Origin of the sequence: Hyphococcus sp. (assembly GCF_041986965.1) — a bacterium.
Lineage (GTDB): Bacteria > Pseudomonadota > Alphaproteobacteria > Caulobacterales > Parvularculaceae > Hyphococcus.
This window is the reverse complement of the sequence record NZ_JBHIXB010000002.1, coordinates 873,469-897,127: the sequence shown is the minus strand read 5'-3', so window position 1 is coordinate 897,127 and position 23,659 is coordinate 873,469. Positions and strand designations below refer to the sequence as shown.

The following is a 23,659-nucleotide window of genomic DNA, read 5'->3' as shown; positions in this document are numbered from 1 at the left end:
CACGGCAAATATAGCCGGATTATGACGAATTTCCGAATTTGCCGCGCCATGCGGCCGCGCGGTCCATGGCCCGGCGCGTAGTGTCCCAGGAAATCCGGGCTTTGGCCTCTTCAAAGCGGACAAATTCAGCCTCGTCTGCATCGTCCCCGGCGACCGGCTCGCCCGAGATCCATTCGGCCACATAGTCGATCATGACGTAATGCGGCGCGCCTTCCACGGCGGGCAGGCTCTCGAAGACGTCGAGAAGGCCCAGCACCCTGATCTCGATCCCGGTTTCCTCGCGCACCTCCCGGGCGACGGCGTCATGAAGCCGCTCGCCGTAATCCACCTTGCCGCCGGGGATCGACCACTGGCCTTTCAGGGGCTCGCGCCCGCGCCGGATCACGAGCGCCTCGTCGCCGCGAAACACCACAGCCCCGACACTGATAATGGCGCTGGTGAAAATATTTTCCCGGCTGCTCATAATTGTCCGTATTCTCCAAGAGCCCTGATCATAGGCAGGCAACGCCGCGGGGCAAAGATGGACAGATGCTCGCCGGCCGGATCTTCATGCCGTGCAGGCTCTTGTTCTTAAAGAATCGCGCCGGCGGCGTATCGTGATTTGGCGAGGAACGTCTGATCATCATTATCGTCATAGCGTGGATAGCAGAAGGGACAGGCGCGGGATGTGCGGACGGTTCTACCTCAAATCGGCCCCGGCGGAAGTCGGCGAGCATTTCGGCGTTCCCGTGCGCGATAATTTTCCGCCGCGCTACAATATCTGTCCGACCCAACCCGTGGCGGCGATCCGCATGAGCGCGCGCCATGCGCGGGAATATTCCCTGATGCGCTGGGGCTTCGTTCCGTCCTGGGCGAAGGGCGAGTTTCTGGAAAATCTCGCCAAGCGCCCGCTCATCAATGCGCGCAGCGAAACGGTGCTTGAAAAAGCAAGTTTCAAAAACGCTTTTCGCCGCCGCCGCTGTCTTGTTCCCGCCGACGGCTTTTACGAATGGCAGGCGCGGCCCGCCAAAGCCAAACAGCCTTTCGCCATACACAAACGCAAAGAGGGACTTATTGGCCTCGCCGGCATCTGGGAGACGGCGGTCGATCCCGATGGCGGTGAAATCGACACGCTGGCGATCCTCACCGTTGCGGCCGGCAAGGACATGGCGGGCCTCCATAGCCGCGAGCCGGTGGTGATCGCGCCGGAATCCTACAAGCTCTGGCTTGAAGCTGATGAGCGCGACATGGTCAGCCTTGAAGGATTGCTGACGCCGCCGCCGCCGGGTTTCTGGTCGTCCCACGCCGTTTCGACGGAGGTGAACTCGCCGCGCCATGACGGTCCGCATCTCATTGAGCCGCTTGCGGCGTGAGGGCCGCGTTCGTACGGGATTGGCTGCGTATTTAGGGTCCTTCATTTCCGATCACCCCGGCGAAGGCCGGGGCCCAGTCCAGATAAAAAGTCGGGCTTCGCCCGGCACATTCCTTAGCTGGATCCCGGCCTTCGCCGGGATAGTCGGAGCAATAAACACACCCCAACTTCCGCCGCGGCTCCGGCGAGCCCGAACGTAAAGAATAGAGAGGTGCGGGGCGTGAAACGTCCATCGCACTTTTAAGTTAAGGGCGCATCACGCCCCGCATTTGCGGCGTTGTTCAGCGTCGGCGGGCCCGGCCGTAATGACGACCCCTGACGTTTTCTACGCGCCAGAGTTAAGCCGCCAGAAAGCCCGAGCTCTGCGACCGGCCAGCGCGCGACGGTTTCCGTTTCGCAACCCTCGCGCCCTGCGCGCCGCAATCCGGACCGATGGGAACGGCAGGCCTCACCGCCTCTCAATGTCCGGACTGCCAGGCAGTATACGGCAGGAAAAAAGGTCGTGAAAATTTATCCACGGGTTCCGGTTTGGCCTTATACTACGGCCCGCCGCCGGTCGTTGTCTGAGATTGAGATCGTGACGGCAATGTCGAGAAGATCTTCGCTCAATCATGTAAAATCCACCGAGGATCTTTCGCCCTATACGGGTTTTACTCCTAAAAACTCTCCAGAGATCATGCCTAGACTTTGCGCTTGCGCTATGCAGATTAGCAAACGTTCAAACCAGCGAGAGTATTGAGAGCATCATGCGTCATTTTCTATTGGGTCTTGCCTTTTTCGTATTTGGTTCTGCGTCGGCGCAAGCTGCGTTGTTCAGGGTTACGGTCTCCGGTGAGGTGAGTCAGATATTCGCGCTCAGTATTGACCCTATGATAGTACCATTTGAGGTTGGAGACGCCTTTGAAATTTCCTTCGTAATCGACGACCAGGCAGCGGATCAAACACCGGCGAGTTCATATTCAAGCCGTTATGCTGGCGGTTCTTTTGATGGCTATGTTGGGTCGTATTTGATTCCGACGGTGCCTGTTACCGCGGGCGTCTTGAACAATGCGCCGCCAGACGGGGATGACTATCTTTTTGTTCAATATAGAAATTCTGCGCCGGAAGACTTTGATCTTGCTCTCATCGAACTGCAATTTAAGGATACGTCTGGAGCTGCACTCAACAGTAGAGACCTTAGCGCTGATCTGTTTAATCCGTCTTTATATACGGAGTTTATTATTACGTTGGCGTTTGGGAACGCCAGCAATGCGGGAGAATTTTACAACACACGCCTCGCATATGATCGCTTCATTGTAGAACAGATCGATTCTGCTGTTCCCCTGCCGGCGGCGTTTCCATTGATGCTGGCGGGGCTCGGGCTATTCCGCCTTGCCGGTCGCAAGCGGAAAGCATCTTGATCTCTGCTTTAATGCGAACCGAAGACAAAAAAGGGCGCCATCGGCGCCCTTTGTTTTTAACTGAAAGTGAAATCGCTAAATCGCGTCGCTGCCCGTTTCACCCGTCCTGATGCGCACGGCGTCGTCAATCGTTGAGACGAAAATCTTGCCGTCGCCGATCCGGCCTGAATGGGCGGCGTTCTTGATCGCCTCGACAGCGCGTCCGACCTGTCCGTCATCGACGACCAGTTCGATCTTCACTTTGGGCAGGAAGTCCACGACATATTCCGCGCCGCGGTAAAGCTCCGTATGCCCCTTTTGACGGCCGAAGCCGCGCACGTCGGTCACGGTCATGCCTTGAAGGCCCTGTTCCTGAAGCGCCTCTTTGACGTCGTCGAGTTTGAACGGCTTGATGATGGCTTCGATTTTCTTCATGACGGCTCGCGATCTGTTAGCTTGGGATTGGTCCCGGAACTTTGCTAAAGTCTTTTTACACCAGATTGTTCAATTCGAAAGGCGGCTAACCCTCGTGAATCCATATCTTGTGCTCTCGGCCGAGGAAATGCGCGCCGCTGAACAGGCCGCGATGGATGCCGGAACGGCGTCGGCCGCGCTGATGGAGACGGCGGGCGAACGCGCCGCCGAGCTTATTCAGCGCGCCTGGTCGCGCCGTCCCGTGGCGGTGGTCTGCGGTCCCGGCAATAATGGCGGCGACGGTTTTGTGGTTGCGCGGGAATTGGCGAGTGCCGGATGGAGCGTGCGCCTCGGCCTCATCGGCGATCGCGAGGCCCTGAAAGGGGACGCCAGGCTCATGGCCGATCTTTATGAAGGCGAGATCGCGCCTTTTTCACCGAATGTGTTGAACGGCGCCGGGCTGATCGTCGACGCCATCTTCGGCACCGGGCTCGCGCGTGAGGTTGAGGGCGCCCCCAAGGCGGCCATTGAGGCGATGAACGCGGCCCCCGCGCCGGTTTTCGCCATCGACCTGCCGTCGGGCGTCAACGCTGACACCGGCGCGGTGATGGGAACGGCGGTTCAGGCGGCGCGCACCATCACCTTTCAGGCGCGAAAGCCGGGGCATCTTCTGTTTCCGGGACGTGCGCTCGCCGGCGCCGTCGACATCGCCGATATCGGAATCAGCGATGAAGCGACCATGAAGGCGGGCGTTGAGACCTTTGAGAATCACCCGGCGCTTTGGGGCGCCTTGTTTCCGCGGCCGCAATGGGGCGGGCATAAATATACCCGCGGCTCTGTCATGGCGGTGTCCGGCGGGCCCTTGAACACCGGCGCGATCCGGCTTGCCGCGGAGGGGGCGCTGCGCATCGGCGCGGGGCTCGTGACCGTGTTGTCGCCGCAGGAAGCAGCGCCCGTTCACGCGGCGCATCTCACCGCGATTATGCTGCGTGTTTCGGATAACGCCGATCATCTCGCCGCGCATCTGAAAGATGCGGAGCGCATTCCCATGTGCGTTATCGCCGGTCCGGCAAATAGCGTTGGCGAGAAAACGAAAGAAAATGTGCTGGCGATTTTGAACAGCAAGGCGGGCGCCGTGCTCGACGCTGACGCGCTGACGAGTTTCGCCGACGATCCGGCGGCGGTGTTTTCGGCGTTACGGCCCGAGGATGTGCTGACGCCGCACACCGGCGAGTTCGCCAGATTGTTTCCTGAAGAGTTCAAGCTGTTGCAGGAAGGCGAGGGCAAGCTTGCCGCCGTGCGCGCTGCAAGCGCCAGGGCGGGGTGCGTGGTGGTTCTTAAAGGGGCCGACACCGTCATCGCCGCGCCGCCGAATGAAGCCGGCGCCCGTGTTCTCATCAACGCCAATGCGCCGCCCGATCTCGCCACCGCGGGGGCGGGCGATGTTCTTGCCGGCTTTATCGCGGGATTGCGGGCGCAGGGCATGGATGGCTTCGCGGCGGCCGGGGCGGGCGTCTGGATTCACGGCGCCGCGGGGCAGGTCGCCGGGCCGGGCCTCATCGCCGAGGACCTGCCGGGCGCGGTTCCGGCGGTCCTCCGCCAGCTTTTTGCCCCTCCACAACAACAGGCCCAGCAACAAGCGCCCCAGCAGGAGCCGCAGCAAGGATCACAGGCCGGGGCCCAGCCCGGCGGCGGCGGCGGCGCGCAACAATGAGCAAGGTTTCCGTCAGGCGCGCTGAGCGGCGCGACCTTGAGGCGATCACGGCGCTTTATAATCATTTCGTGGAGACGACGGCCGTCACCTTCGATGTGGGCGCCTTCACCACCGAGGCGCGCGAGCCCTGGTTCGCCCAGTTCTCGGAAGAGGGCCCGCACCGGCTTTTTGTCGCTGAACTCGAAGGGGCGTTCGCCGGCTATGCCGGGTCGATGGCGTTCAAGGCCAAGAAAGCCTACTCGACCTCCGTCGAGACGACGATTTACGCGGCGCCGGATCTCGCCGGGCGCGGGGTCGGCCGGGCGCTCTATGAACGCCTGTTTTCCGAGCTGGCGGCCGAGGACGTCCACCGGGCCTATGCTGGGATCGCCCTCCCTAATGACGCCTCGATCCGCTTCCATCAGCGGTTCGGCTTCAAGGAGATCGGGACTTACCATGAGGTCGGGCGGAAATTCGGCCGTTACCATGACGTCATGTGGTTCGAAAAACGGCTCTCCTAGCGTTTTCCGGTCAAGTGGAAGCCGGTTGGCCGCAAGAAAACGCGTAAACTGTAAACCCGGGCGAAATTCGCAGAATTTGGCCCGGGAACCGGGTTCCGACGCCTCGACAGGAAGGTTTTCTCTGCTATAGAAGCGCGCTCGCGAGGGGGCCGCCGCAGCCGCGCCGGCCCGCTTTTGCTTTGCGCGTGGATTTGGCGCTCCGAGCGTTGCGGATGTGGCGGAACTGGTAGACGCACCAGATTTAGGTTCTGGCGCCGTGAGGCGTGGAGGTTCGAGTCCTCTCATCCGCACCAATCGCCGCCGGCCGCTGGCCCGGCGGGCGAGACGAAAGACAGGAATCAGCCGGCCGAGACCGGCATTTTAGAGACGAGACAAAAATGGAAGTCATTGAGAAAAGCGCCGAAGGGCTCGACCGCAAGTTTCAGGTAAAGGTCTCCGCCGAGGAGCTCGACAAGAAACTTGTCACCAAGCTTCAGGAAGTGAAGGGCCGCGTCCACCTGAAAGGCTTCCGTAAAGGCAAGGCGCCGATCTCTCATCTCAAGAAGCTCTATGGCAAAGGGATGATGAGCGAGATCATCCAGGACATTGTCACGGAAACCTCGCAGAAAGCGTTCTCGGAGCGTGATCTTCAGCCGGCGACAACGCCGCGTCCTGAACTGACCTCGAAAATCGACGACGTGATCGAAGGCAAAGCCGATCTTGAATATGATCTGCACGCGGAAATCCTGCCGTCATTCGATCCCATGGATGTTTCAACCCTGAAGCTGACCCGTCCGGTCGCGGAAGTTCCCGACACCGATGTGGACGAGGCGCTTTCCAAGGTTGCCGAACAGCAGCTGAGCTACAAGGCGCGCGGCAAGACCGCCAAGGCCAAGGAAAAAGATCAGGTCCTGATTGATTTCGTCGGCAAGATCGACGGCGTTGAGTTCGACGGCGGCAAGGGCGAAGGCTTTGAGCTTGTGCTGGGTTCCGGCCAGTTCATCCCCGGATTTGAAGACCAGCTCATCGGCGCCAAGACCGATGACGACGTGGAAGTGAAAGTCACGTTCCCGGAAGAATACCACGCCAAGGACCTCGCCGGAAAAGAGGCGGTCTTTGATGTGAAGGTTCATGAAGTGCGCGCGCCGGAAGAGGCGGCGATCGACGATGAGCTCGCCAAGAAAGTCGGCCTTGAAAGCCTCGACGATCTGCAAAAGCGCATCAGGGAGCGCATTGAGAACGAGTACAAAGAGTTGTCGCGCAGCCATCTGAAGCGCACGCTTCTCGACAAGCTCGATGAGGCCCACGACTTCGAACTGCCGCAGGGCATGGTCGACGGCGAGTTCGACCAGATCTGGCGCCAGGTGGAATCGACAGAGCGCGATGAAGAAGACAAAGACAAGACCGACGATGAACTGAAAGAAGAGTATCGCAAGATCGCCGAGCGCCGTGTGCGCCTTGGGCTAGTCCTCGCGGAAATCGGCAAGCGCGCCGATGTGAAGGTTCCGTCAGAAGAGCTGCAGCAGGCGATCCAGCGTCAGGCGATTCAGGAAGCCCAGTATATGCAGATGCAGGGGCAGAACATTTCGCCGCAGGAAGTGCTGCAATTCTATCAGAAGAATCCGCAAGCCATTCAGCAGGTGCGCGCGCCCTTGTTCGAAGAAAAAGTCGTCGATTACATTATCGAGCGCGCTACAGTGACCGACAAAACCGTCAGCAAGGAAAAGCTGATGGAAGAGCCGGACGGCGATCTCTAATGGCGTAGCAAGGGTCACGCGCTTGCGTTGATCCGGGCCTTGAGGGCCTGCTATCCTGATTACTGAAGCGGCGGCGGATTACCGCCGCCGTTTTTCGTTAAAGGATTGGGCGGGAGGCGCGCATTCTCGACTTTGACGACATTCTGGCGCCGGTGAGCCGCGACGGGTTTTTCGCAGAATATTACCGCAAAAAGCCGCTTCATATTCCGGCTGCGGGCGCGCGCGCGGAAATCTTTTCCGTCGCCGACCTCAATCGTCTGGTGTCGCAAGGTTCGCTCTGGAATGAGCAAACTTTGAAAATGTGGGCTGACCGCGCGCCCATTCCGCAAGATCAGATTTTCACGCCGGTGCAGTCGCTTGAAGGCGTCGTGCGTCGCCCGGACCCGGCGCGCGTCGAGGCGTTGTTTGAACGCGGCGCTTCCATCGTGTTGAATGAAATCGAAAACACGACGCCCGCCTTGCGCGCGGTGGCGACGGCGCTCGAAGCTTCTCTTCTCGGCTTTGCAAGCGCCAATGTTTATTGTTCGCGCGGCGGCCATCAGGCTTTCGACAGCCATTATGACGACCACGAGGTTTTCGCCTTTCACATCGCCGGCGAAAAGAACTGGCGTGTTTATGAAGGCCGCATTGACAATCCTGTCGGCCAACCGTCGCCGCGGCCGAACCTTCAGGAGATGCATAACCAGGCGAAGGGCAAGGTTCTGTTTGAACAAGTCATGCGGCCCGGCGATCTGATGTATGTCCCGCGCGGGCAGTATCATGATGCGCTGGCCAGCACGGGGCTCAGCCTTCACGTCACTTTCTCGGTGTTTCCAATGAACGGGCTGGCGCTCTTCGATCTGATGGAGACCGCCTCGATCCGCGACAGCCTGTTTCGCGACGATCTGCCCAGTCCCGACCAGCCCGGCGGGCGCGAGGCGCTGGCCGAACGGCTGAAGGCGCTGGGGGCGAGGCTGGCGGCGCTGGCGGGCGATCCCGGCTTTCTCGATCAGGTCGCCGCCGCCCAGCGCGGGCGGGTGCGCCGCCGTCATGAGGCCCGGCTCTCGGATCCAAAGCGGGATGCGGCGGATTAACCCGGCATTTACGCTGCCCGATGCGGGACGCTTTTCGCCGTTGAGCCCAGTTCAGCTCAGTTCAGCTCCGGCCACATGCGTCCGATCGTTCCGGTTTCGGAACGGGAGCAATCAATTCCTTGCATTTTCAAAAGAATAACCCTCGCTTAAGCGGCGCGCGCTAGGCTGCGCAAAATGAGGGCTGGCGCCGCGCGCCGGAGCCCCCATCTTAAGGAAGAATTTTAACCGGAAGGACCCGCCTCACGCCTTCCGGAACTGGTGAGAAACAGGCCGCACAGGCATAAAGACGCTTAAGGAAGGATGTCGATGAAAGACCCCCTGGATATTTACATGAACACGCTCGTCCCCATGGTGGTCGAGCAGTCGAGCCGGGGCGAGCGCGCCTACGACATTTATTCGCGGCTCCTGAAAGAGCGGATTATTTTCCTCTCCGGGCCGGTGCACGACCAGGTTTCGACGCTCATCATCGCCCAGCTTCTGTTTCTTGAGGCGGAAAACCCCAAGAAGGAAATTGCCTTTTATATCAATAGCCCGGGCGGTTCGGTCTCGGCCGGCCTCGCGATGTACGACACCATGCGCTATATCCGCCCGGCGGTCTCGACCATGTGCGTCGGCATGGCCGCCTCCATGGGCTCGCTGCTCCTGGCGGCTGGGGAAAAGGACATGCGCTTCTCGCTGCCCAATTCCCGGATCATGGTCCACCAGCCTTCAGGCGGATTCCAGGGCCAGGCCTCCGATATTGAGCGCCACGCCCAGGATATTATCAAAATCAAGCGCCGGCTGAACGAGATTTATGTCCATCACACTGGCCAATCCTATGAAACCATTGAGAAAACCCTTGATCGGGACCACTTCATGGACCCTGAAGAGGCGGTTTCCTTCGGTTTGATTGACAAGGTTTTGAACGAACGCAGTGCGCCGGCGGAGTCGTAAGGAACGGAAAATTCACCATATCCGTTAAGGCAAAGGGGAAATGGTTCCTTGATTGGTTCGGGCGGAATATGGTCCTATGGCGGGTGGTCTGAGTGACCTTGGCGCCGATCGTGCAGCTAGGCGGGGTAGAGGCGACCGAAAGGCGTCATCTTCGCGGCGCCTAGCGCCAGTAAGATAATGAAGGGTGCGGCTCGTAAGGGATTCGGGCGCGGCGCCGACGAAGGAGTGCGGTTATAGTGAGCAAGATCGGCGGCAAAAGCAGCGGCGGTGACGGGAAAAACACCCTTTACTGCTCTTTCTGCGGCAAGAGCCAGCACGAGGTCAGGAAACTGATCGCGGGCCCGACGGTGTTCATCTGCGATGAATGCGTCGAGCTTTGTATGGACATCATCCGTGAAGAATCGAAATCCTCGCTGGTGAAGGCCACGGACGGCGTTCCGAGCCCTCAGCAAATTCACAAGGTTCTCGATGATTATGTCATCGGCCAGAAACAGGCGAAACGCGTCCTGTCCGTGGCGGTGCATAACCACTTCAAGCGACTGAACCACGCAGCGAAAAACAATGACGTTGAGCTCGCGAAGTCGAACATTCTCCTGATCGGTCCTACGGGGTCGGGTAAAACGCTGCTCGCGCAGACGCTGGCCCGTATTCTTGATGTGCCGTTCACCATGGCCGACGCCACGACGCTGACCGAAGCCGGTTATGTGGGCGAGGATGTCGAAAACATCATTTTGAAGCTCCTGCAGTCTGCGGACTACAATGTCGAGCGCGCACAGCGCGGCATCGTCTATATCGACGAGGTCGACAAGATTTCGCGTAAATCCGACAATCCGTCGATCACCCGTGACGTTTCGGGCGAGGGCGTGCAGCAGGCGCTGTTGAAGATCATGGAAGGCACTGTCGCTTCCGTGCCGCCCCAGGGCGGGCGCAAGCATCCGCAGCAGGAATTCCTGCAGGTCGACACGACGAACATCCTGTTCATCGTCGGCGGCGCTTTTGCGGGCCTCGAAAAAGTCATCGCCGGCCGCGGCCAGGGGTCGTCCATTGGCTTCGGCGCGGAAGTGAAAAGCGAAGACGATCGCCGCATCGGCGCCATTCTTCAGGAAGTCGAGCCCGAAGATCTCCTTAAATTCGGTCTCATCCCTGAATTTGTCGGCCGTCTGCCGGTCATCGCCACCCTCGAAGATCTCGACGAGGACGCGCTGATCCAGATCCTGACCTCGCCGAAGAACGCGCTGATCAAGCAGTATCAGCGTCTGTTCGAGATGGAGGATGTGAAGCTCACCTTCACCGACGACGCCAAATCGGCGATCGCCCGCAAAGCGATTGCGCGCAAGACCGGCGCCCGCGGCCTTCGCTCGATCATGGAAGGCATTCTGCTCGATTCGATGTTCGAACTGCCGACCCTTGAAGGCGTTGTGGAAGTTGTGGTCAACGGCGAAGTCGTCGAGGGCAACGCCACACCGCTCTACATCTACGCCGACCGCGACAAGGAAGCGATGGAGGCGGATGCGAGCGCGTAACGCGCAAGGCTCCGTTTGGGTAAAATTTGAGCGCCGCTCCCCCCAAGAGCCTGAGCGGAAATTCGGCTACAGACGCAGCACTTAGGTAATCAGACGTCTGTACGCCCGGACACGATGCGGCTCAGGCTCTTATTCTTTTTAATTGGAGCCCGAGACGCATGGGGTTTTGGCCTCAGACGTCTGACTATTGGCTTTCATAGAGTTTGTTGGTTTCCCGAACGGGCTCCGGGGCGGCGTTTTTCATGGAATTTGAGGAAAAACAGCGCGTTCCCGCCGACTTGAAATTGCGTCAAAGACCGCCACATTAACTGCGTATTCGCGGCCGTTGTCTTATGGTGGCGAGGAGCCTTTTTCACCGGCCATCCGCATTCTTCCATGCAAAAGGCGATTTCGGTGTCAGGCGCGGCGGCTTTCATCAAGCGTTGCGCAAAAAGGCGAACCGCCGCCCAATGTGGAGACGGGCGCGAGAAAATCCGGCGTGTGCTACTATGTCAGGCGCGCCTTCAAGGAGTGATGAATGAGCGATACCGTAACATATCCCGTGCTGCCGCTACGCGACATTGTCGTGTTTCCGGGCATGATCGTCCCCCTGTTTGTGGGGCGCGAGAAATCCGTGACGGCGCTCGAAAACGTCATGCAGAACGACAAGAAGATACTGCTTGTGGCGCAAAAAGACGCCAGCGACGACGATCCGGAAATTGAAGACATTTACGATGTCGGGGTTGTCGCCTCGGTGATGCAGCTTTTGAAACTGCCCGACGGCACGGTCAAAGTGCTTGTTGAGGGCGAAGCGCGCGCCACTATTCAAAATTATGTCCGCACCGATGACTATTTCGAGGCGGAAGCCGTTTATCTTGAAGAAGGCGAGAGCGATGAGGCGGAGCTTGAAGCGCTGTCGCGCTCTGTCGTTGCGCAGTTTGAGTCCTATGTGAAACTCAACAAGCGCGTGCCGCCGGAAGTCATCGTGTCGATCAGCCAGATCGACGATTATGCAAAGCTTGCCGATACGGTTGCGTCGCATCTCAACATCAAGATTAACGAAAAACAGGAACTGCTCGAGATCGCCGGCGTCGCCGAGCGGCTGGAGCGCGTCTACGCCTTTATGGAAGGCGAAATGAGCGTCCTTCAGGTTGAGAAGAAAATCCGCAATCGCGTCAAACGCCAGATGGAGAAGACGCAACGCGAATATTATCTCAACGAACAGATGAAAGCGATCCAGAAGGAGCTTGGCGAGACCGATGACGGCCGCGACGAGCTTTCCGAGATCGAAGACAAGATCAAGAAAACCAAGCTGTCGAAAGAAGCCAAGACCAAGGCCGAGGCGGAGCTGAAAAAGCTGCGCCAGATGTCGCCGATGTCGGCGGAATCGACGGTCGTCCGCAATTATCTCGACTGGCTGACCTCGATCCCGTGGAACAACCGGTCGAAGGTGAAAACAGACCTCGCCAAGGCGGAGGAGGTGCTCGACACCGATCATTACGGCCTTGAGAAGGTCAAGGAGCGGATTGTCGAATATCTCGCTGTGCAAAAGCGGATGAACAAGCTCAAAGGTCCGATCCTTTGCCTCGTCGGCCCGCCGGGCGTCGGCAAGACCTCGCTCGGCAAATCGATCGCCGAAGCCACGGGCCGCGAATTCGTGCGGGTGTCCCTCGGGGGCGTGCGCGACGAGGCGGAAATCCGCGGTCACCGCCGCACCTATATCGGCTCGATGCCGGGCAAGATCATTCAGTCCATGAAGAAGGCGAAGAAGTCGAACCCGCTCTTCCTTCTGGATGAGATCGACAAGATGGGTCAGGACTTCCGCGGCGACCCTGCGTCGGCGCTTCTGGAAGTGCTCGACCCCGAGCAGAACTCGACCTTTTCAGATCACTATCTCGAAGTCGATTACGACCTCTCCGACGTGATGTTCATTACGACGGCGAACTCGCTCAACATGCCGCAGCCGCTTCTGGACCGGATGGAGATCATACGCATTCCGGGGTACACGGAAGATGAGAAGCTGCAGATTGCACGCCGGCATTTGATTCCGAAGCTCTTGGAAAACCATGGGTTGAAGGAAGATGAATGGTCCATCGACGATGATGGTCTGATGGCCTTGATCCGCCTTTACACCCGCGAAGCGGGCGTCCGGAACCTTGAGCGTGAACTCTCCAAGCTCGTGCGCAAGGCGGTGCGCGATCTTGAAACCGGCGCGGCGGAAAAAGTTGCCGTCACCGCTGACAATCTCGGCGACTATGCCGGCGTTCAAAAATACCGTCATGGCGAGATCGACCGCGAAGATCAGGTTGGCGTCGTAACGGGCCTTGCCTGGACCAGCGTCGGCGGTGAGATTCTCACCATCGAAGGCGTCAAAATGCCGGGTAAGGGCAAGATGACCCCGACGGGCAATTTGAAGGATGTGATGAAGGAATCCGTCTCTGCGGCGTCGTCTTACGTGCGCAGCCGGGCGACCGCCTTTGGCATTGAACCGCCGGTCTTCGACAAGACCGACATTCACATCCACGTGCCCGAAGGCGCGACGCCGAAAGACGGCCCATCCGCGGGCGTTGCGATGGCGACCGCGATCGTCTCTGTCCTCACGGGCGTGCCGGTGCATAAGGATATCGCCATGACCGGCGAAATCTCGCTGCGCGGTCGGGTGCTTGCCATTGGCGGCCTGAAGGAAAAGCTCCTTGCGGCGCTCCGGGCCGGGGTTAAAACCGTGCTCATTCCGGAAGAGAACGAAAAAGATCTCGCTGACATTCCGGATAATGTGAAAGAGGGCCTGAAAATCATCCCTGTCTCGACGGTTGATGAGGTCTTGGGCCACGCTCTGACGCAAAAGCTCACGCCCATTGAATGGGCTGAGCCGGTGGAGCCTGCGCCGGGGTCAGAGGCCGGCGACGGCGCCTCTGTCGTCACCCACTAGGCTCGGCGGATTGATCGGCGGCGGCCATAAAGCAATTTTATGGTCGCGCCGGTTGCGCGAAAAACCGGTTTCCACTTTTTCGCCCGGCGCTCCAGGCGGCGTTTTTCGCCCTCAAAACGAATCGGCCGCCCCCTTTTGGGGGCGGTTTTTCGTTGGAAACCCTTGTTTTCCGGGCTTTTTCGCTTTTGCGAACGAAAAAGCAATAAATGAATAGCCAAGCAAAATCAGAGGCTTAACCCCTATGGGGAAAGGAAAGCCTTATTTTACGCCATTTTTCCTTGGCTTTGGCCTCGCGACGGCGAGTAAAACGCTCCGAGGTCGACAGTTTTCAACTCCCGAAACAACGGAAAGGCCGGAGGAATGAACAAAAACGAATTTATCGATCGTGTCGCCGACATGGCGGACATGAGCAAAGCGGAAGCCGGAAAAGCGGTGGATGCGGTCTTTGACGCCATCACCAACGCCCTCAAGGCCGGCGATGATGTGCGCCTCGTAGGCTTCGGCACCTTCTCTGCCGCCCAGCGTAAGGCCCGCGAAGGCCGTAATCCGCGCACGGGTGAGACAATCCAGATCCCGGCGTCGGTCCAGCCGAAATTCTCGGCCGGCAAGGGCCTCAAAGACGCGCTCAACTAGGGCCCGTCTTCATAACTGATTTCAAAACGTCGGCGGACGTCATAACCCGCCGGCGTTTTGTTTTGGGTGGTTTCTGCGTCATGGCGATTGATCCCGGACACACTCCACGCTAGGAGGAGCGCCCCGCGCGCAAGCATGGCCTCGCGCGTCCGGGGAGGGCGGTTAGCTCAGCTGGTAGAGCATCTCGTTTACACCGAGAGGGTCGGCGGTTCGAACCCGTCACCGCCCACCACGCCAGTACACAGAAGCTTGAACGAAATTGTGTCCAGGGGAAGCATTCATGCAGACAATATGCGTATTCCGCCTTGCTTGAGGCATTTAGGGCGTAAGCTCCACGAAAAGGCAGGTTTGGGCTATGATGCGAGGTCTCGACAACTAAAAGGCTTTGCCCCCATGCGCTTTCGAATTTCAGCGATAACGGTTTTGGCCATGGTTGCCTCTAGCAACGCCATTGCCCATGAACAGTTTTTTGCAGATGTTGATTTCGAAATTTGGCAACGTCACTGCCACACGAATGTCGATAAATATGGGCAACTGCAGGAGTGTTGGGCAGTTTATCAAAAACAATTTCAGCGTGCGGGGGAATATGACGTTGGGTTTGTCATAATCGTTGATGAAAGGTCTTGGGATTTTTCCTTTGAACTAAGAAGCATCAATCGTTTCGGTGAATCTATGGAGGTTAAAATAGATGGAAATGAGCCGTTCAAGCTTGCGTGTCATGGATATAGCTGTACTCCTTGGACGCGAGAGGGCGGGCCGAAAATTGTTGAGCAAATGAAAAAAGGCAACGAGATGCTCCTTCGTCGGAATAATAAGAACGATAAATTAGTGGTGATTGAAGATATTGTTTCATTGGAGGGATTTGTGAGCGCCCGAGGCCAGTAGGAGGCTTGCGAAAATTTAACCCTCCAATACTTACCGCCCAATAACCGTCTTCATGACAGCTGTGTAGCGTAGAAAATCCATTTCCTTTTCTTGAACATGACGAAGGCCGGGCGCACAGATCGCGCTTCGCCCAATATCGCTTCTTCTTCACGCTTTAAGCGCAAGCGCTTTCCCACCCTTTGTCATGACTGCTCCCAGTCCGGTGACAGAGGCGATGAGCCAGACAAGTCCCCCCAATATGGGAATGAGCGAGATCAGCGCGAGGACAATGATGGCCAGCGCCGACCATAGGACGCGCGCGGGAGCGCTGGGCGGGGAAACATTCTTGGTCATCGCCCGGCGCGCTTGCATGCCCGTGAAATAAGCGAAGGCGGCAATGGCGAGGGGCCAAGCAGCGGCGTAAATCACGACGATCAGAAGCGCGAGTGGAATGCCGAAAATGGTGGCGAGAAGAAACAGGATCACGACAGGCGCGGCGATGGAAATAAGAAAGCCGGTGCCGATCATGGAGAACGGCTTTTCCCGGATCACGTCGCTCGCGCTGTTCATAAGAGCGGGCAAGGCGAGTGCAATGACCATGACCAGCAAGGCGACGCCGACGAGAAAGGCGAGCGCGAACAGGGCGAGCGCCGCCGCCGCTTTCATGCCCCATGCTTCAAGGTCGGGTCTTGCCGGACGCTCGAGCTCTATGATTTCTCCCGACACGACAGCGGCTGGATCGATGTGGATGTTGCCGGACCGGTGGCGTAAGTCACCCCCAATCCTAGCGTCTGGTCCGATAAAGACTTCCTCGCCAACAATATGGGCGTCCTGTCCAATCTCGCTGTTCAGGCGCACGCTGGCGCCGGCGGCGCGGAGCTCTCCGCCGATTGGCGCGTCGATCGTGAGGTCGCCGCCTGAAAGAACCGCGGAGCCGTTGACCCGAAAATCCGCTCTTACATTAAGGTCGCCGGCTGCGGCGACGAGATCGTCAGCGATCACTGCATCGATCAGGTCGACATCGCCGCCCGCAACGACGAAATCGTGAAAGGCGGCTTTCGTAACGGTTATGTCGCCGCCTGCGGCGATCATGTGGTCGGCTTGTGCGCCGTTGATTGAAAGCTCTCCGCCGGCTGCGAAAATGTCGTCCGACGATTTTGCCGATACGGAAAGCTCGCCGGCGGCCAGGAACACCATATCGTCGGTGACGTCGCTGGCGTCGAGCTGTTCGCCGGAGCGGGCCGTCATCTGCGCGAACAAGGCTCCTGTTGCGAAAAGCAATGCAGCCAGAAGCAGGATGAAGATGAGGAGTCTTGTGCGTTTTCTTTGGGCGGCGGTCATAGACGCTTCCCTTTCCATTCAGAAGTATGAAACCGGTTACAGGAAACGCTACTTGTTCAGTCTGCGCTCGTAAGAGGCGTCTGTTGTTGATGTGGATCAAAAGGCGCAGGAAGCATCAATCTGGATGCCTCGGTAATGTGCGCCTGTCTCTTCCCCTGAGCGCGGCCTCCGGGCTTGATGCGTTTACCGCGAGGTCTCCCGCCTCATCAGCTCGTTTCCGGTTTATTCGCCTCAAATTTTACTGATAGCACAGCCACATGCGCGGCAAAGGCCGCCAAAAGGGCGGATCGCTTGAATGCCGCATGTTTCCTTATGAGAAGATTCAAATCACCATAGGATTGCTTTTCCATCACGGGGAGAGCGATGCGAAAACCATTCAATGTTGTTCAGGCGGCGATCCTGAAGGCCTTTACCGAAGGCTTGTTCCATGGCGCCGATATGGCGATCTCCTCGGATCAGGTGGTCGCCAATATCCAGCGCCAGTTCGGCATGATCGAGGGCAAGAAGCCGGGTGAGATCGGCCTTATTCTCTATGTGCTGTGTCTGGTGCTGGGCGGACCGTTCTTTCTGATCTTCGGACCGGAATGGCGCGCGCGGAGGATCGAGAAACGCCTGCAACGAACGCAGAATGACATGATGCAGGATCTCGCGCGCATCCGCTCCATCATCTATGCGGGCTATTACGGCCATTGGGAGGGTGTCAGCGAAGACGACAATCGCGCCAACCCGGTTTTGCAGCAAATCGGCTATATTTTGCCAGCCCATCGCGCTCGCGGCGGCGGCGAGGTGCCGGTGACGTTATTTCCGGGCCGCGACCTGACGCACAACGATATTCTGGAGCCGGATCAAATTCCGGAGGCCGCCGATGTCATCGTCATCGGCTCCGGCGCGGGCGGGGCGGTGGCGGCGGCGACGCTCGCCGATCATGGACATGATGTGCTGATCGTTGAGGCGGGGCCGCATTATCCGTCGACACGCATCACCCATGAAGAGCGCCGCATGACGTCACGGCTGTTTATCGATGGCGGCATTCAAACCAGCCGTGACAACGACATCGTGGTGTTTCAGGGACGCTGCGTCGGCGGGTCGACGGTCATCAATAATGGCATTTGCCTGCGCGTGAAGCAGGCCGGGCTGACCCACCCGCAAGCTGATGACGTGTTCGCCGACTGGGCCGCGCTTGGCGCCCCGGTGGATGAGGCGCGGTTTATCAGCTCCTATGAAGCGGTGGAGCATCGCCTCGGCGTCGAACAGGCCGAGCACAAAAGCGGCCGCAATAACGGCCCGCATCTTTTGGATGGCTGGCAGGGCTATGCGGCTTCCACCGGCGACCAGAAGGACATCGCGTCGCCCGCCACATGGTTCAGCAAGAATTACGGTCCGCGCTCCATCGGCGCCGATTGCGCCTATTGCGGCTATTGCAATACAGGCTGCCCCTACGCCCGCAAGCAGGGCATGGCCCAGTCCTATCTGCTCGACGCGCGCAAACGCGGCGCCAATATTCTGGCGGATGCGGAGGTGCGCAAGATTGTCTGGCGCGACGGCAACGAGCCCCGCCGCGCCGATGGCGTGGAGGTTTGTCTCAGCGACGGCTCAAGACGTTTCGTGAAGGCGCGCAAGGGTGTGGTTGTCGCCGCCGGCGCGCTCGCGTCCAGTAACATTCTGGGCCACAGCGGCGTCAGAAATACCGGCGAAGACATTTCGTTGAACATCGCCTGTCCCGTTGTTGCGTTGATGCCTGAAGGCGCGCCGCTCAACGCCTGGGACGAAGACCAGATGACGACCTATGTGGACCGCGGCGATTTCCTTCTGGAATCGCATTTCCAGCCGCCCATGAGCATGTCGACGCTGATGCCGGGCTGGTTCGGCGACCATGCGCGGCGCATGCGCAACTATAACCGTATGGCCTCGGCGGGCGTTCTTATTCCTGCAGACCGTCAGGGGCGGCTCAAGGGCGGGCGTCTTCGTTTCAAATTGCGCGACGATGTGGAGTTGCCGCTTCTGCGCCGTGCGCTCAGCGCCTTGTCAAAAGTGCATTTCGCCGCCGGGGCTGAGGAGGTTTATCCGGCTGTGGCGCGCGGGCTGGCACTAAAGCCGGGCGACGATATTGACGGTTTTTTCGACCGCGTCATCCGCGAGGCGGATGATGTGACGCTTTCAAGTTCGCATCCTCATGGCGGCAATGGGCGCAACGCCGATCCGGCGAAGGGCGTCGTCGATCTCGATTGCCGCGTTCACCGGACGGAGAATGTGCTCGTCACCGACGCCAGCGTTTTCCCGAGTTGCATCCGCGTCAATGCGCAGCTCACCACCATGGCCATGGCGCATTATGCGACCGCGCGCGACCCGTTTGCGGCGAGCGCATAATGCGCTGACATTCAACCGTGATTGCCTTCACGGCGGTTGCAAATTGCTGACAGCGATGCGCAAACTTCCGTTGGAACAACGTCCGGGAGAGATACATGACGCCCGAAACCCGCCGCGCCATTGAAGCTGACTGCGCGCGCCTTATCCATCATTACGCCAATCTCACCGACGCCCATGACTGGGAGGCGATTGTCGCGCTCTATACCGAAGACGGACTAATGACGCGGCCGACGGCGCCCGATGCGCCGATTGTGGGCAGAGAAGCGCTCATGGAGGCGTTCACCGCGCGCCCGCCGCGCATTTCACGCCATGTCTGCGCCAATGTGGTGGTTGATGTAACAAGCGAGACAGAGGCAACGGCGTTCAGCGTCATCCTGTTGTTCATGGGCGCGCAAGCCGAGGACGGCGGCCTGCCGGTCAAGGGCGAGGGCGCGCCGCTGGTCGGGACCTATCAGGACAAGTTCAGGAAAACGGCCGAAGGCTGGCGCTTTGCGGAACGCCGCGGCGCCTTGTCCTTCCGGCCGTAGGTTATTTGTCATTCCGGCCGTTACACGAGCCCAAAACCGTCAGGTTTTGGCGCGCGAGTGTTAGAGCCGGGATCTCACGTTCAGCAGTATGAGATCCCGGATAGCTCGGCTTTCCAGCCAAATCAGAGATTTGGGTAAAGCCGGCTTCCGGGATGACAGGTTGAAATTGTTGAGCGCCAAGCCCGCGTTTTAGTCTTTCTTGCGGTTGAATTCCGACGGCTGGTTGGCGAACATTTTCTTCGCCGCCGGGCGGTCATTGATCCGCCCCAGCCAGTCGAGAATCGCCGGCGTGTCTTTTTCGTTTACAAATTCCGGGAAGCCGTTCTGCATCCCGTTGGCGATGGCGAAGTTGCAGATGTCGGCGAGCGTGTACTGATCGCAGGCGAGCCATTTGCTCTCCTTGAGGCGCGCTTCGAGTTTCTTCACCGAATGGCCGATCTTGCGCATTTCTTCGTCGAGAAGGTCCTGCGGAAAGCCTTCGCGCGCCCGGCGCCATTTCACTTTCTGTTCGTGGATCGGCACCTTGTCGACCATGGCTTCAAATTCCTCGTCGGAAAGAGGTTTCACCATATTGCCGACCATGCGGTGCCAGCCGATGGTCGAAACGCACCAGCAGAAATATTCATCGACCCATTTGGTCCAGATGCGCATTTGCGCGCGCTCGAAATTGTCGGCGGGGCGCAGCGGGTTCTGATCGGAAAACTCGTCTTCGAGATATTCGCAGATCACCGTCGATTCGGTGATGATCTTGCCATTGTGCTCAAGCGCCGGGACCTGGCCGTTGGGGTTAAGTTTTTTGTACCAGTCGGCGTGATGCTCGAATTTCGCGGGATTCAAAAAGACGCTCTCGAACTCAAGCTCTTTTTCATAAAGCGCGAGCAGTGGTTTCAACGAATTGGCGCCGGGGCCGAAGCTGTAGAGTTTCAAGGCCGTTTCTCCTGAACTACTGGATTTTTGTTGGCCCGAGCCTATCCCAGCCGTCCGCGCCGAAACCGTCGCCAGAAGAAGTAAATGCCCTCGGTTTTATGAATTGCGTCGCCATGAACGCAAAAGCGCCGCCGGGATGGAGAAAACCCGGCGGCGCTTCAGATCGCGGGAGCGTTCCCTCCCTGTAAAAGAACTTAGCTGGCTGCTGCGAACTGGTTCATTGTGTTGTCTTTACCGCCCGCTTTCAGCGCGGCCTCGCCCGCGAAATACTCCTTGTGATCGTCGCCAATGTCGGAGCCCGCCATGTTCTGGTGTTTGACGCAGGCGACGCCCTGACGAATTTCCTCGCGCTGGACGTTTTTGACATAGCCCAGCATGGCTTCCTCGCCAAAATAGCGCTTGGCGAGATTGTCGGTCGACAGCGCCGCCGTGTGATAGGTCGGCAGCGTGATGAGGTGATGGAAAATGCCGGCGCGTTTCGAGCCGTCGCGCTGGAACGACTGGATGCGCTTGTCCGCTTCGAGCGCCAGTTCCGTGTCGTCATAATCGACGCTCATCAGCTTGTCGCGGTTATAGGCGGAAACGTCCTTGCCGTCTTTTTCCCAGGCGTCGAACACCTGTTGGCGGAAGTTCAAGGTCCAGTTGAAGGACGGCGAGTTGTTGTAAACGAGCTTGGCGTTCGGGATGACCTCGCGGATGCGGTCGACCATACCGGCGATCTGTTCCACATGCGGTTTTTCGGTCTCGATCCACAAAAGGTCGGCGCCATGCTGAAGCGAGGTGATGCAGTCGAGTACGCAGCGGTCTTCGCCGGTGCCTTTCTTGAACTGGAAAAGGTTTGAGCGCAGGCGTTTCGGGCGCATCAGCTTGCCGTCGCGCGTGATGACCACATCGCCATTGTTGATTTCGTTCGCGGCGACTTCCTCGCAATCGAGGAACGCATTGTACTGGTCGCCGAGATCGCCTTCCTTGGCGCTGAACGCGATCTGTTTCGTCAGACCTGCGCCGAGTGAGTCCGTGCGTGCAACGATGACGCCGTCATCGACGCCGAGTTCGAGGAAGGCGTAACGGCAGGCACGGATTTTGGCGAGGAAATCCTCGTGAGGAACGGTGACCTTGCCGTCCTGGTGGCCGCATTGTTTTTCGTCCGAGACCTGGTTTTCGATTTGCAGCGCGCAGGCGCCGGCCTCGATCATTTTCTTGGCGAGGAGGTAGGTCGCCTCTGCGTTGCCGAAGCCCGCGTCAATGTCGGCGATGATCGGCACGACATGGGTCTGGAAATTGTCGATCTTGTTGAGGATCTGCTTTTCCGCAACCTGGTCGCCGGCGTCGCGCGCAGCGTCGAGATCGCGGAAGAGGCCGCCAAGCTCTCGCGCGTCCGCCTGTTTCAGGAAGGTGTAGAGCTCCTCGATGAGGGCGGGCACGGATGTTTTTTCATGCATGGACTGGTCGGGCAGGGGGCCGAATTCGGAACGCAGCGCCGCGACCATCCAGCCTGAAAGATAGAGGTAACGGCCTTTGGTCTCGCCGAAATGCTTCTTGATGGCGATCATCTTCTGCTGGCCGATGAAGCCGTGCCAGCAGCCGAGCGACTGGGTGTAGTTGGCGGGATCAGCGTCATAGGCGGCCATATCTTCGCGCATGATCTTCGCGGTGTATTTCGCGATATCGAGCCCGGTGTGGAAGCGGTTCTGAAGGCGCATGCGGGCGACGGACTCGGCGTCGATGCCGTTCCAGCCGTCTTGGGCCTTGATGGTGCTGGCCGCGTTGTTCAGATTCTCCAGATAGGTCATGGGGCTTCCCTTTGATTCGCTTAGAAAATTTCACTGTGGCGGTCAGGGCGTAGAGGGCCGGTCGCGCCATTGGCCCGGAAAATAGAGGGCTCAGCGGGGTTTGTGCAGGCGCGAAAAAGTCTTATTGTCAAACTTTACAGAATTTTGCTGTAATGTTGTAAAGTTTTCACTTGTAAGGAAACATCATGGCCTCAGCAAAAGGCAAAGACCGGGCAGCCTTCATGGGCCCCCGCTTGCGCCGTCTCCGGCGGGAGATGGGGCTGACCCAGGCGGTCATGGCGGAAGACCTCGGCGTCTCGCCGTCCTACATCGCGCTGATGGAGCGTAACCAGCGGCCCATGACAGCCGAGATGCTCTTGAAGCTGGCGCAAGTTTATCAGCTTGATGTCGCCTCGCTTGCGGGTGAGCGCGGGGAGGAGTTCGCCGCCCGCCTCGACGGCGTGTTGCGCGATCCTCTTTTCACCGATCTCGAACTGTCGCCCATGGATGTGGAGGACGTCTCGCGCTCCTATCCGGCGGTGGCTGAAGCGGTTATCCGTCTGTACACCGCCTATCGCGACGGACAGCTTGCGCTGGCCGATCAAGGAGGGGAAGAAGGGCCTGATCACCAAAAAAGCGCGCCGGACCCGGTCGCCGAGGCGCGGCGGTTTTTATCGGCGCGGCGCAATTCCTTTCCGGCGATAGACGATCATGCGGAGCGGATCGCCACTCATATTGGCGGCGCTGATCAGTTTACGGATTATTTCAAGGAAAAGCACAAACTCGGCGTCAGGCGATTGCCGCCCGATATCATGATGGGCGCGGTGCGCCGTCTCGACCGCCATCGCAGGGAGATCGTGCTTGACGAAACGCTCGATCGCGCCAGCCAGAATTTTCAACTGGCCTTGCAGATCGCCTATCTCGACATGCGTGAGACGATTGACGAAGCGCTGGCGGAAGGCGGGTTCACGTCGGAAAACAGCGAGCGTCTGGGGCGGCGGGCCTTGGCGAATTACGCCGCCGGGGCGTTGATGATGCCCTACCGCGCTTTCGTCAAAGCGGCGGAGTCGCGGAAATACGATATTGAAGCCTTGTCGCGGCAATTCGGCGCCAGCTTCGAACAGGCCGCCCATCGCCTGACGACCTTGCAGAAAGCGGGGCAGGAGGGCGTGCCGTTTTTCTTCATTCGCGTCGATGCCGCTGGCAATGTATCGAAGCGGCTCGACGGCGCGGGCTTTCCCTTCGCCCGCCATGGCGGGTCGTGTCCTCTATGGTCGCTGCATCAGGCCTTTACGCGGCCGCGGGAGATCATCACGGAATGGGTGGAGCTGCCCGACGGCGAAAAGTTCTTCACCATCGTTCGCACGGTGACGGCGGGCGGCGGCGCCTGGGGCGCGCCGCGCATTGAGCGCGCCGTGGCGCTTGGCTGCGCCGCCAAGCACGCGCACCGGTTAATCTATACGCAAGGGCAGGATCTGAAATCGGTGAAACCGACGCCGATCGGCGTCGCCTGCCGCTTGTGTCACCGCATTGAATGCGCCGCCCGCGCCGAACCGCCCATCGGACGGCAGGTTTTACCGGACGATTATCGCCGAACGATCGCGCCGTTCGGATTTTCGGATCGGTGAAGTGTGGCGAATAACTCTCTGCTGTCATCCCGGACGCGATGCAGCATGAAATGACGCGCTGCAGACACG

The 23,659-nt window shown here is 59.0% G+C and carries 19 protein-coding genes and 2 tRNA genes; 16 read left to right on the top strand and 5 right to left on the bottom strand.

Translation table 11 applies throughout. The features are described from left to right. Nucleotides 1-19: 19 nt before the first annotated feature. Complete coding sequence (locus tag ACFC5L_RS13170; protein ID WP_375202475.1) at nucleotides 20-463, bottom strand: NUDIX hydrolase; 444 nt, start codon at nucleotides 461-463, stop codon at nucleotides 20-22. Between the two features lie 202 nt (nucleotides 464-665). Here ACFC5L_RS13170 and ACFC5L_RS13165 point away from each other — a divergent pair, with 202 nt between their 5' ends. Both ACFC5L_RS13165 and ACFC5L_RS13160 read left to right on the top strand, forming a co-directional pair. Then, entirely contained in the window at nucleotides 666-1,352 is a 687-nt protein-coding gene (locus ACFC5L_RS13165; RefSeq protein WP_375202476.1) for an SOS response-associated peptidase, read from the top strand. A gap of 745 nt (nucleotides 1,353-2,097) precedes the next feature. Continuing rightward, complete coding sequence (locus ACFC5L_RS13160; RefSeq protein ID WP_375202477.1) at nucleotides 2,098-2,751, top strand: VPLPA-CTERM sorting domain-containing protein; 654 nt, start codon at nucleotides 2,098-2,100, stop codon at nucleotides 2,749-2,751. Nucleotides 2,752-2,826: 75 nt separating this feature from the next. Here ACFC5L_RS13160 and ACFC5L_RS13155 read toward each other — a convergent pair whose 3' ends face one another. Further along, nucleotides 2,827-3,165, bottom strand: a complete 339-nt coding sequence (locus ACFC5L_RS13155) for a P-II family nitrogen regulator (protein ID WP_375202478.1) — start codon at nucleotides 3,163-3,165, stop codon at nucleotides 2,827-2,829. A gap of 94 nt (nucleotides 3,166-3,259) precedes the next feature. On the opposite strand from ACFC5L_RS13155, the gene ACFC5L_RS13150 reads away from it, so the two are divergent. The 11 genes from ACFC5L_RS13150 to ACFC5L_RS13100 all read left to right on the top strand — a co-directional run bounded on the left by ACFC5L_RS13150 (nucleotide 3,260) and on the right by ACFC5L_RS13100 (nucleotide 15,049). Further along, nucleotides 3,260-4,858, top strand: coding sequence for an NAD(P)H-hydrate dehydratase (locus ACFC5L_RS13150; protein ID WP_375202479.1), 1,599 nt, complete (start codon nucleotides 3,260-3,262; stop codon nucleotides 4,856-4,858). Then, entirely contained in the window at nucleotides 4,855-5,358 is a 504-nt protein-coding gene (locus ACFC5L_RS13145) for a GNAT family N-acetyltransferase (protein WP_375202480.1), read from the top strand. The genes ACFC5L_RS13150 and ACFC5L_RS13145 overlap by 4 nt, the downstream gene beginning before the upstream one ends. A 208-nt stretch (nucleotides 5,359-5,566) precedes the next feature. Next, nucleotides 5,567-5,651: transfer RNA gene (locus ACFC5L_RS13140), tRNA-Leu, on the top strand. An 84-nt stretch (nucleotides 5,652-5,735) separates the two neighbouring features. Beyond that, a complete protein-coding gene (gene tig, locus ACFC5L_RS13135; RefSeq protein WP_375202481.1) occupies nucleotides 5,736-7,094 on the top strand; it encodes a trigger factor in 1,359 nt (452 codons plus the stop codon). 152 nt (nucleotides 7,095-7,246) lie between these two features. Further along, nucleotides 7,247-8,167 carry a JmjC domain-containing protein gene (locus ACFC5L_RS13130; RefSeq protein ID WP_375202482.1) on the top strand — a complete coding sequence of 307 codons (921 nt, stop codon included), beginning with the start codon at nucleotides 7,247-7,249 and terminating at the stop codon, nucleotides 8,165-8,167. Between the two features lie 306 nt (nucleotides 8,168-8,473). Next, a complete protein-coding gene (locus ACFC5L_RS13125) occupies nucleotides 8,474-9,100 on the top strand; it encodes an ATP-dependent Clp protease proteolytic subunit (RefSeq protein WP_375202483.1) in 627 nt (208 codons plus the stop codon). A 236-nt stretch (nucleotides 9,101-9,336) separates the two neighbouring features. After that, nucleotides 9,337-10,623 carry an ATP-dependent Clp protease ATP-binding subunit ClpX gene (clpX, locus tag ACFC5L_RS13120; RefSeq protein ID WP_375202484.1) on the top strand — a complete coding sequence of 429 codons (1,287 nt, stop codon included), beginning with the start codon at nucleotides 9,337-9,339 and terminating at the stop codon, nucleotides 10,621-10,623. Nucleotides 10,624-11,140: 517 nt separating this feature from the next. Next, entirely contained in the window at nucleotides 11,141-13,531 is a 2,391-nt protein-coding gene (gene lon, locus ACFC5L_RS13115; protein WP_375202485.1) for an endopeptidase La, read from the top strand. A 360-nt stretch (nucleotides 13,532-13,891) separates the two neighbouring features. Further along, nucleotides 13,892-14,164 carry an HU family DNA-binding protein gene (locus ACFC5L_RS13110; protein ID WP_375202486.1) on the top strand — a complete coding sequence of 91 codons (273 nt, stop codon included), beginning with the start codon at nucleotides 13,892-13,894 and terminating at the stop codon, nucleotides 14,162-14,164. Between the two features lie 156 nt (nucleotides 14,165-14,320). After that, nucleotides 14,321-14,396 (top strand) — tRNA-Val (locus ACFC5L_RS13105). A gap of 17 nt (nucleotides 14,397-14,413) precedes the next feature. Further along, nucleotides 14,414-15,049: a hypothetical protein gene (locus ACFC5L_RS13100; RefSeq protein WP_375202487.1), complete on the top strand. Its 636-nt coding sequence runs from the start codon at nucleotides 14,414-14,416 to the stop codon at nucleotides 15,047-15,049. Nucleotides 15,050-15,196: 147 nt separating this feature from the next. Here ACFC5L_RS13100 and ACFC5L_RS13095 read toward each other — a convergent pair whose 3' ends face one another. Beyond that, complete coding sequence (locus tag ACFC5L_RS13095) at nucleotides 15,197-16,369, bottom strand: hypothetical protein (RefSeq protein ID WP_375202488.1); 1,173 nt, start codon at nucleotides 16,367-16,369, stop codon at nucleotides 15,197-15,199. 363 nt (nucleotides 16,370-16,732) lie between these two features. Between ACFC5L_RS13095 and ACFC5L_RS13090 the strand changes: the two genes are divergently transcribed. After that, complete coding sequence (locus ACFC5L_RS13090) at nucleotides 16,733-18,736, top strand: GMC family oxidoreductase N-terminal domain-containing protein (RefSeq protein ID WP_375202489.1); 2,004 nt, start codon at nucleotides 16,733-16,735, stop codon at nucleotides 18,734-18,736. Between the two features lie 95 nt (nucleotides 18,737-18,831). Further along, nucleotides 18,832-19,263 carry a nuclear transport factor 2 family protein gene (locus ACFC5L_RS13085; RefSeq protein WP_375202490.1) on the top strand — a complete coding sequence of 144 codons (432 nt, stop codon included), beginning with the start codon at nucleotides 18,832-18,834 and terminating at the stop codon, nucleotides 19,261-19,263. 189 nt (nucleotides 19,264-19,452) lie between these two features. Here the strand turns inward: ACFC5L_RS13085 and ACFC5L_RS13080 are convergent, their stop codons facing one another. After that, the gene (locus tag ACFC5L_RS13080) at nucleotides 19,453-20,190 is read right to left on the bottom strand and encodes a glutathione S-transferase family protein (RefSeq protein WP_375202491.1); all 738 of its coding nucleotides are present in this window, start codon (nucleotides 20,188-20,190) and stop codon (nucleotides 19,453-19,455) included. Nucleotides 20,191-20,384: 194 nt separating this feature from the next. After that, nucleotides 20,385-21,983, bottom strand: coding sequence for an isocitrate lyase (locus ACFC5L_RS13075; protein WP_375202492.1), 1,599 nt, complete (start codon nucleotides 21,981-21,983; stop codon nucleotides 20,385-20,387). Nucleotides 21,984-22,168: 185 nt separating this feature from the next. Here ACFC5L_RS13075 and ACFC5L_RS13070 point away from each other — a divergent pair, with 185 nt between their 5' ends. Further along, a complete protein-coding gene (locus ACFC5L_RS13070; protein WP_375202493.1) occupies nucleotides 22,169-23,590 on the top strand; it encodes a helix-turn-helix domain-containing protein in 1,422 nt (473 codons plus the stop codon). Nucleotides 23,591-23,659 lie beyond the last annotated feature (69 nt).

Excerpts from the sequence above, each read along its gene's own strand:
- ACFC5L_RS13170 (WP_375202475.1), bottom strand. The coding sequence starts at position 463 with ATGAGCAGCCGGGAAAATATTTTCACCAGCGCCATTATCAGTGTCGGG.
- ACFC5L_RS13165 (WP_375202476.1), top strand. The coding sequence starts at position 666 with ATGTGCGGACGGTTCTACCTCAAATCGGCCCCGGCGGAAGTCGGCGAG.
- ACFC5L_RS13160 (WP_375202477.1), top strand. The coding sequence starts at position 2,098 with ATGCGTCATTTTCTATTGGGTCTTGCCTTTTTCGTATTTGGTTCTGCG.
- ACFC5L_RS13155 (WP_375202478.1), bottom strand. The coding sequence starts at position 3,165 with ATGAAGAAAATCGAAGCCATCATCAAGCCGTTCAAACTCGACGACGTC.
- ACFC5L_RS13145 (WP_375202480.1), top strand. The coding sequence starts at position 4,855 with ATGAGCAAGGTTTCCGTCAGGCGCGCTGAGCGGCGCGACCTTGAGGCG.
- tig (WP_375202481.1), top strand. The coding sequence starts at position 5,736 with ATGGAAGTCATTGAGAAAAGCGCCGAAGGGCTCGACCGCAAGTTTCAG.
- ACFC5L_RS13125 (WP_375202483.1), top strand. The coding sequence starts at position 8,474 with ATGAAAGACCCCCTGGATATTTACATGAACACGCTCGTCCCCATGGTG.
- lon (WP_375202485.1), top strand. The coding sequence starts at position 11,141 with ATGAGCGATACCGTAACATATCCCGTGCTGCCGCTACGCGACATTGTC.
- ACFC5L_RS13110 (WP_375202486.1), top strand. The coding sequence starts at position 13,892 with ATGAACAAAAACGAATTTATCGATCGTGTCGCCGACATGGCGGACATG.
- ACFC5L_RS13095 (WP_375202488.1), bottom strand. The coding sequence starts at position 16,369 with ATGACCGCCGCCCAAAGAAAACGCACAAGACTCCTCATCTTCATCCTG.
- ACFC5L_RS13090 (WP_375202489.1), top strand. The coding sequence starts at position 16,733 with ATGCGAAAACCATTCAATGTTGTTCAGGCGGCGATCCTGAAGGCCTTT.
- ACFC5L_RS13085 (WP_375202490.1), top strand. The coding sequence starts at position 18,832 with ATGACGCCCGAAACCCGCCGCGCCATTGAAGCTGACTGCGCGCGCCTT.
- ACFC5L_RS13075 (WP_375202492.1), bottom strand. The coding sequence starts at position 21,983 with ATGACCTATCTGGAGAATCTGAACAACGCGGCCAGCACCATCAAGGCC.
- ACFC5L_RS13070 (WP_375202493.1), top strand. The coding sequence starts at position 22,169 with ATGGCCTCAGCAAAAGGCAAAGACCGGGCAGCCTTCATGGGCCCCCGC.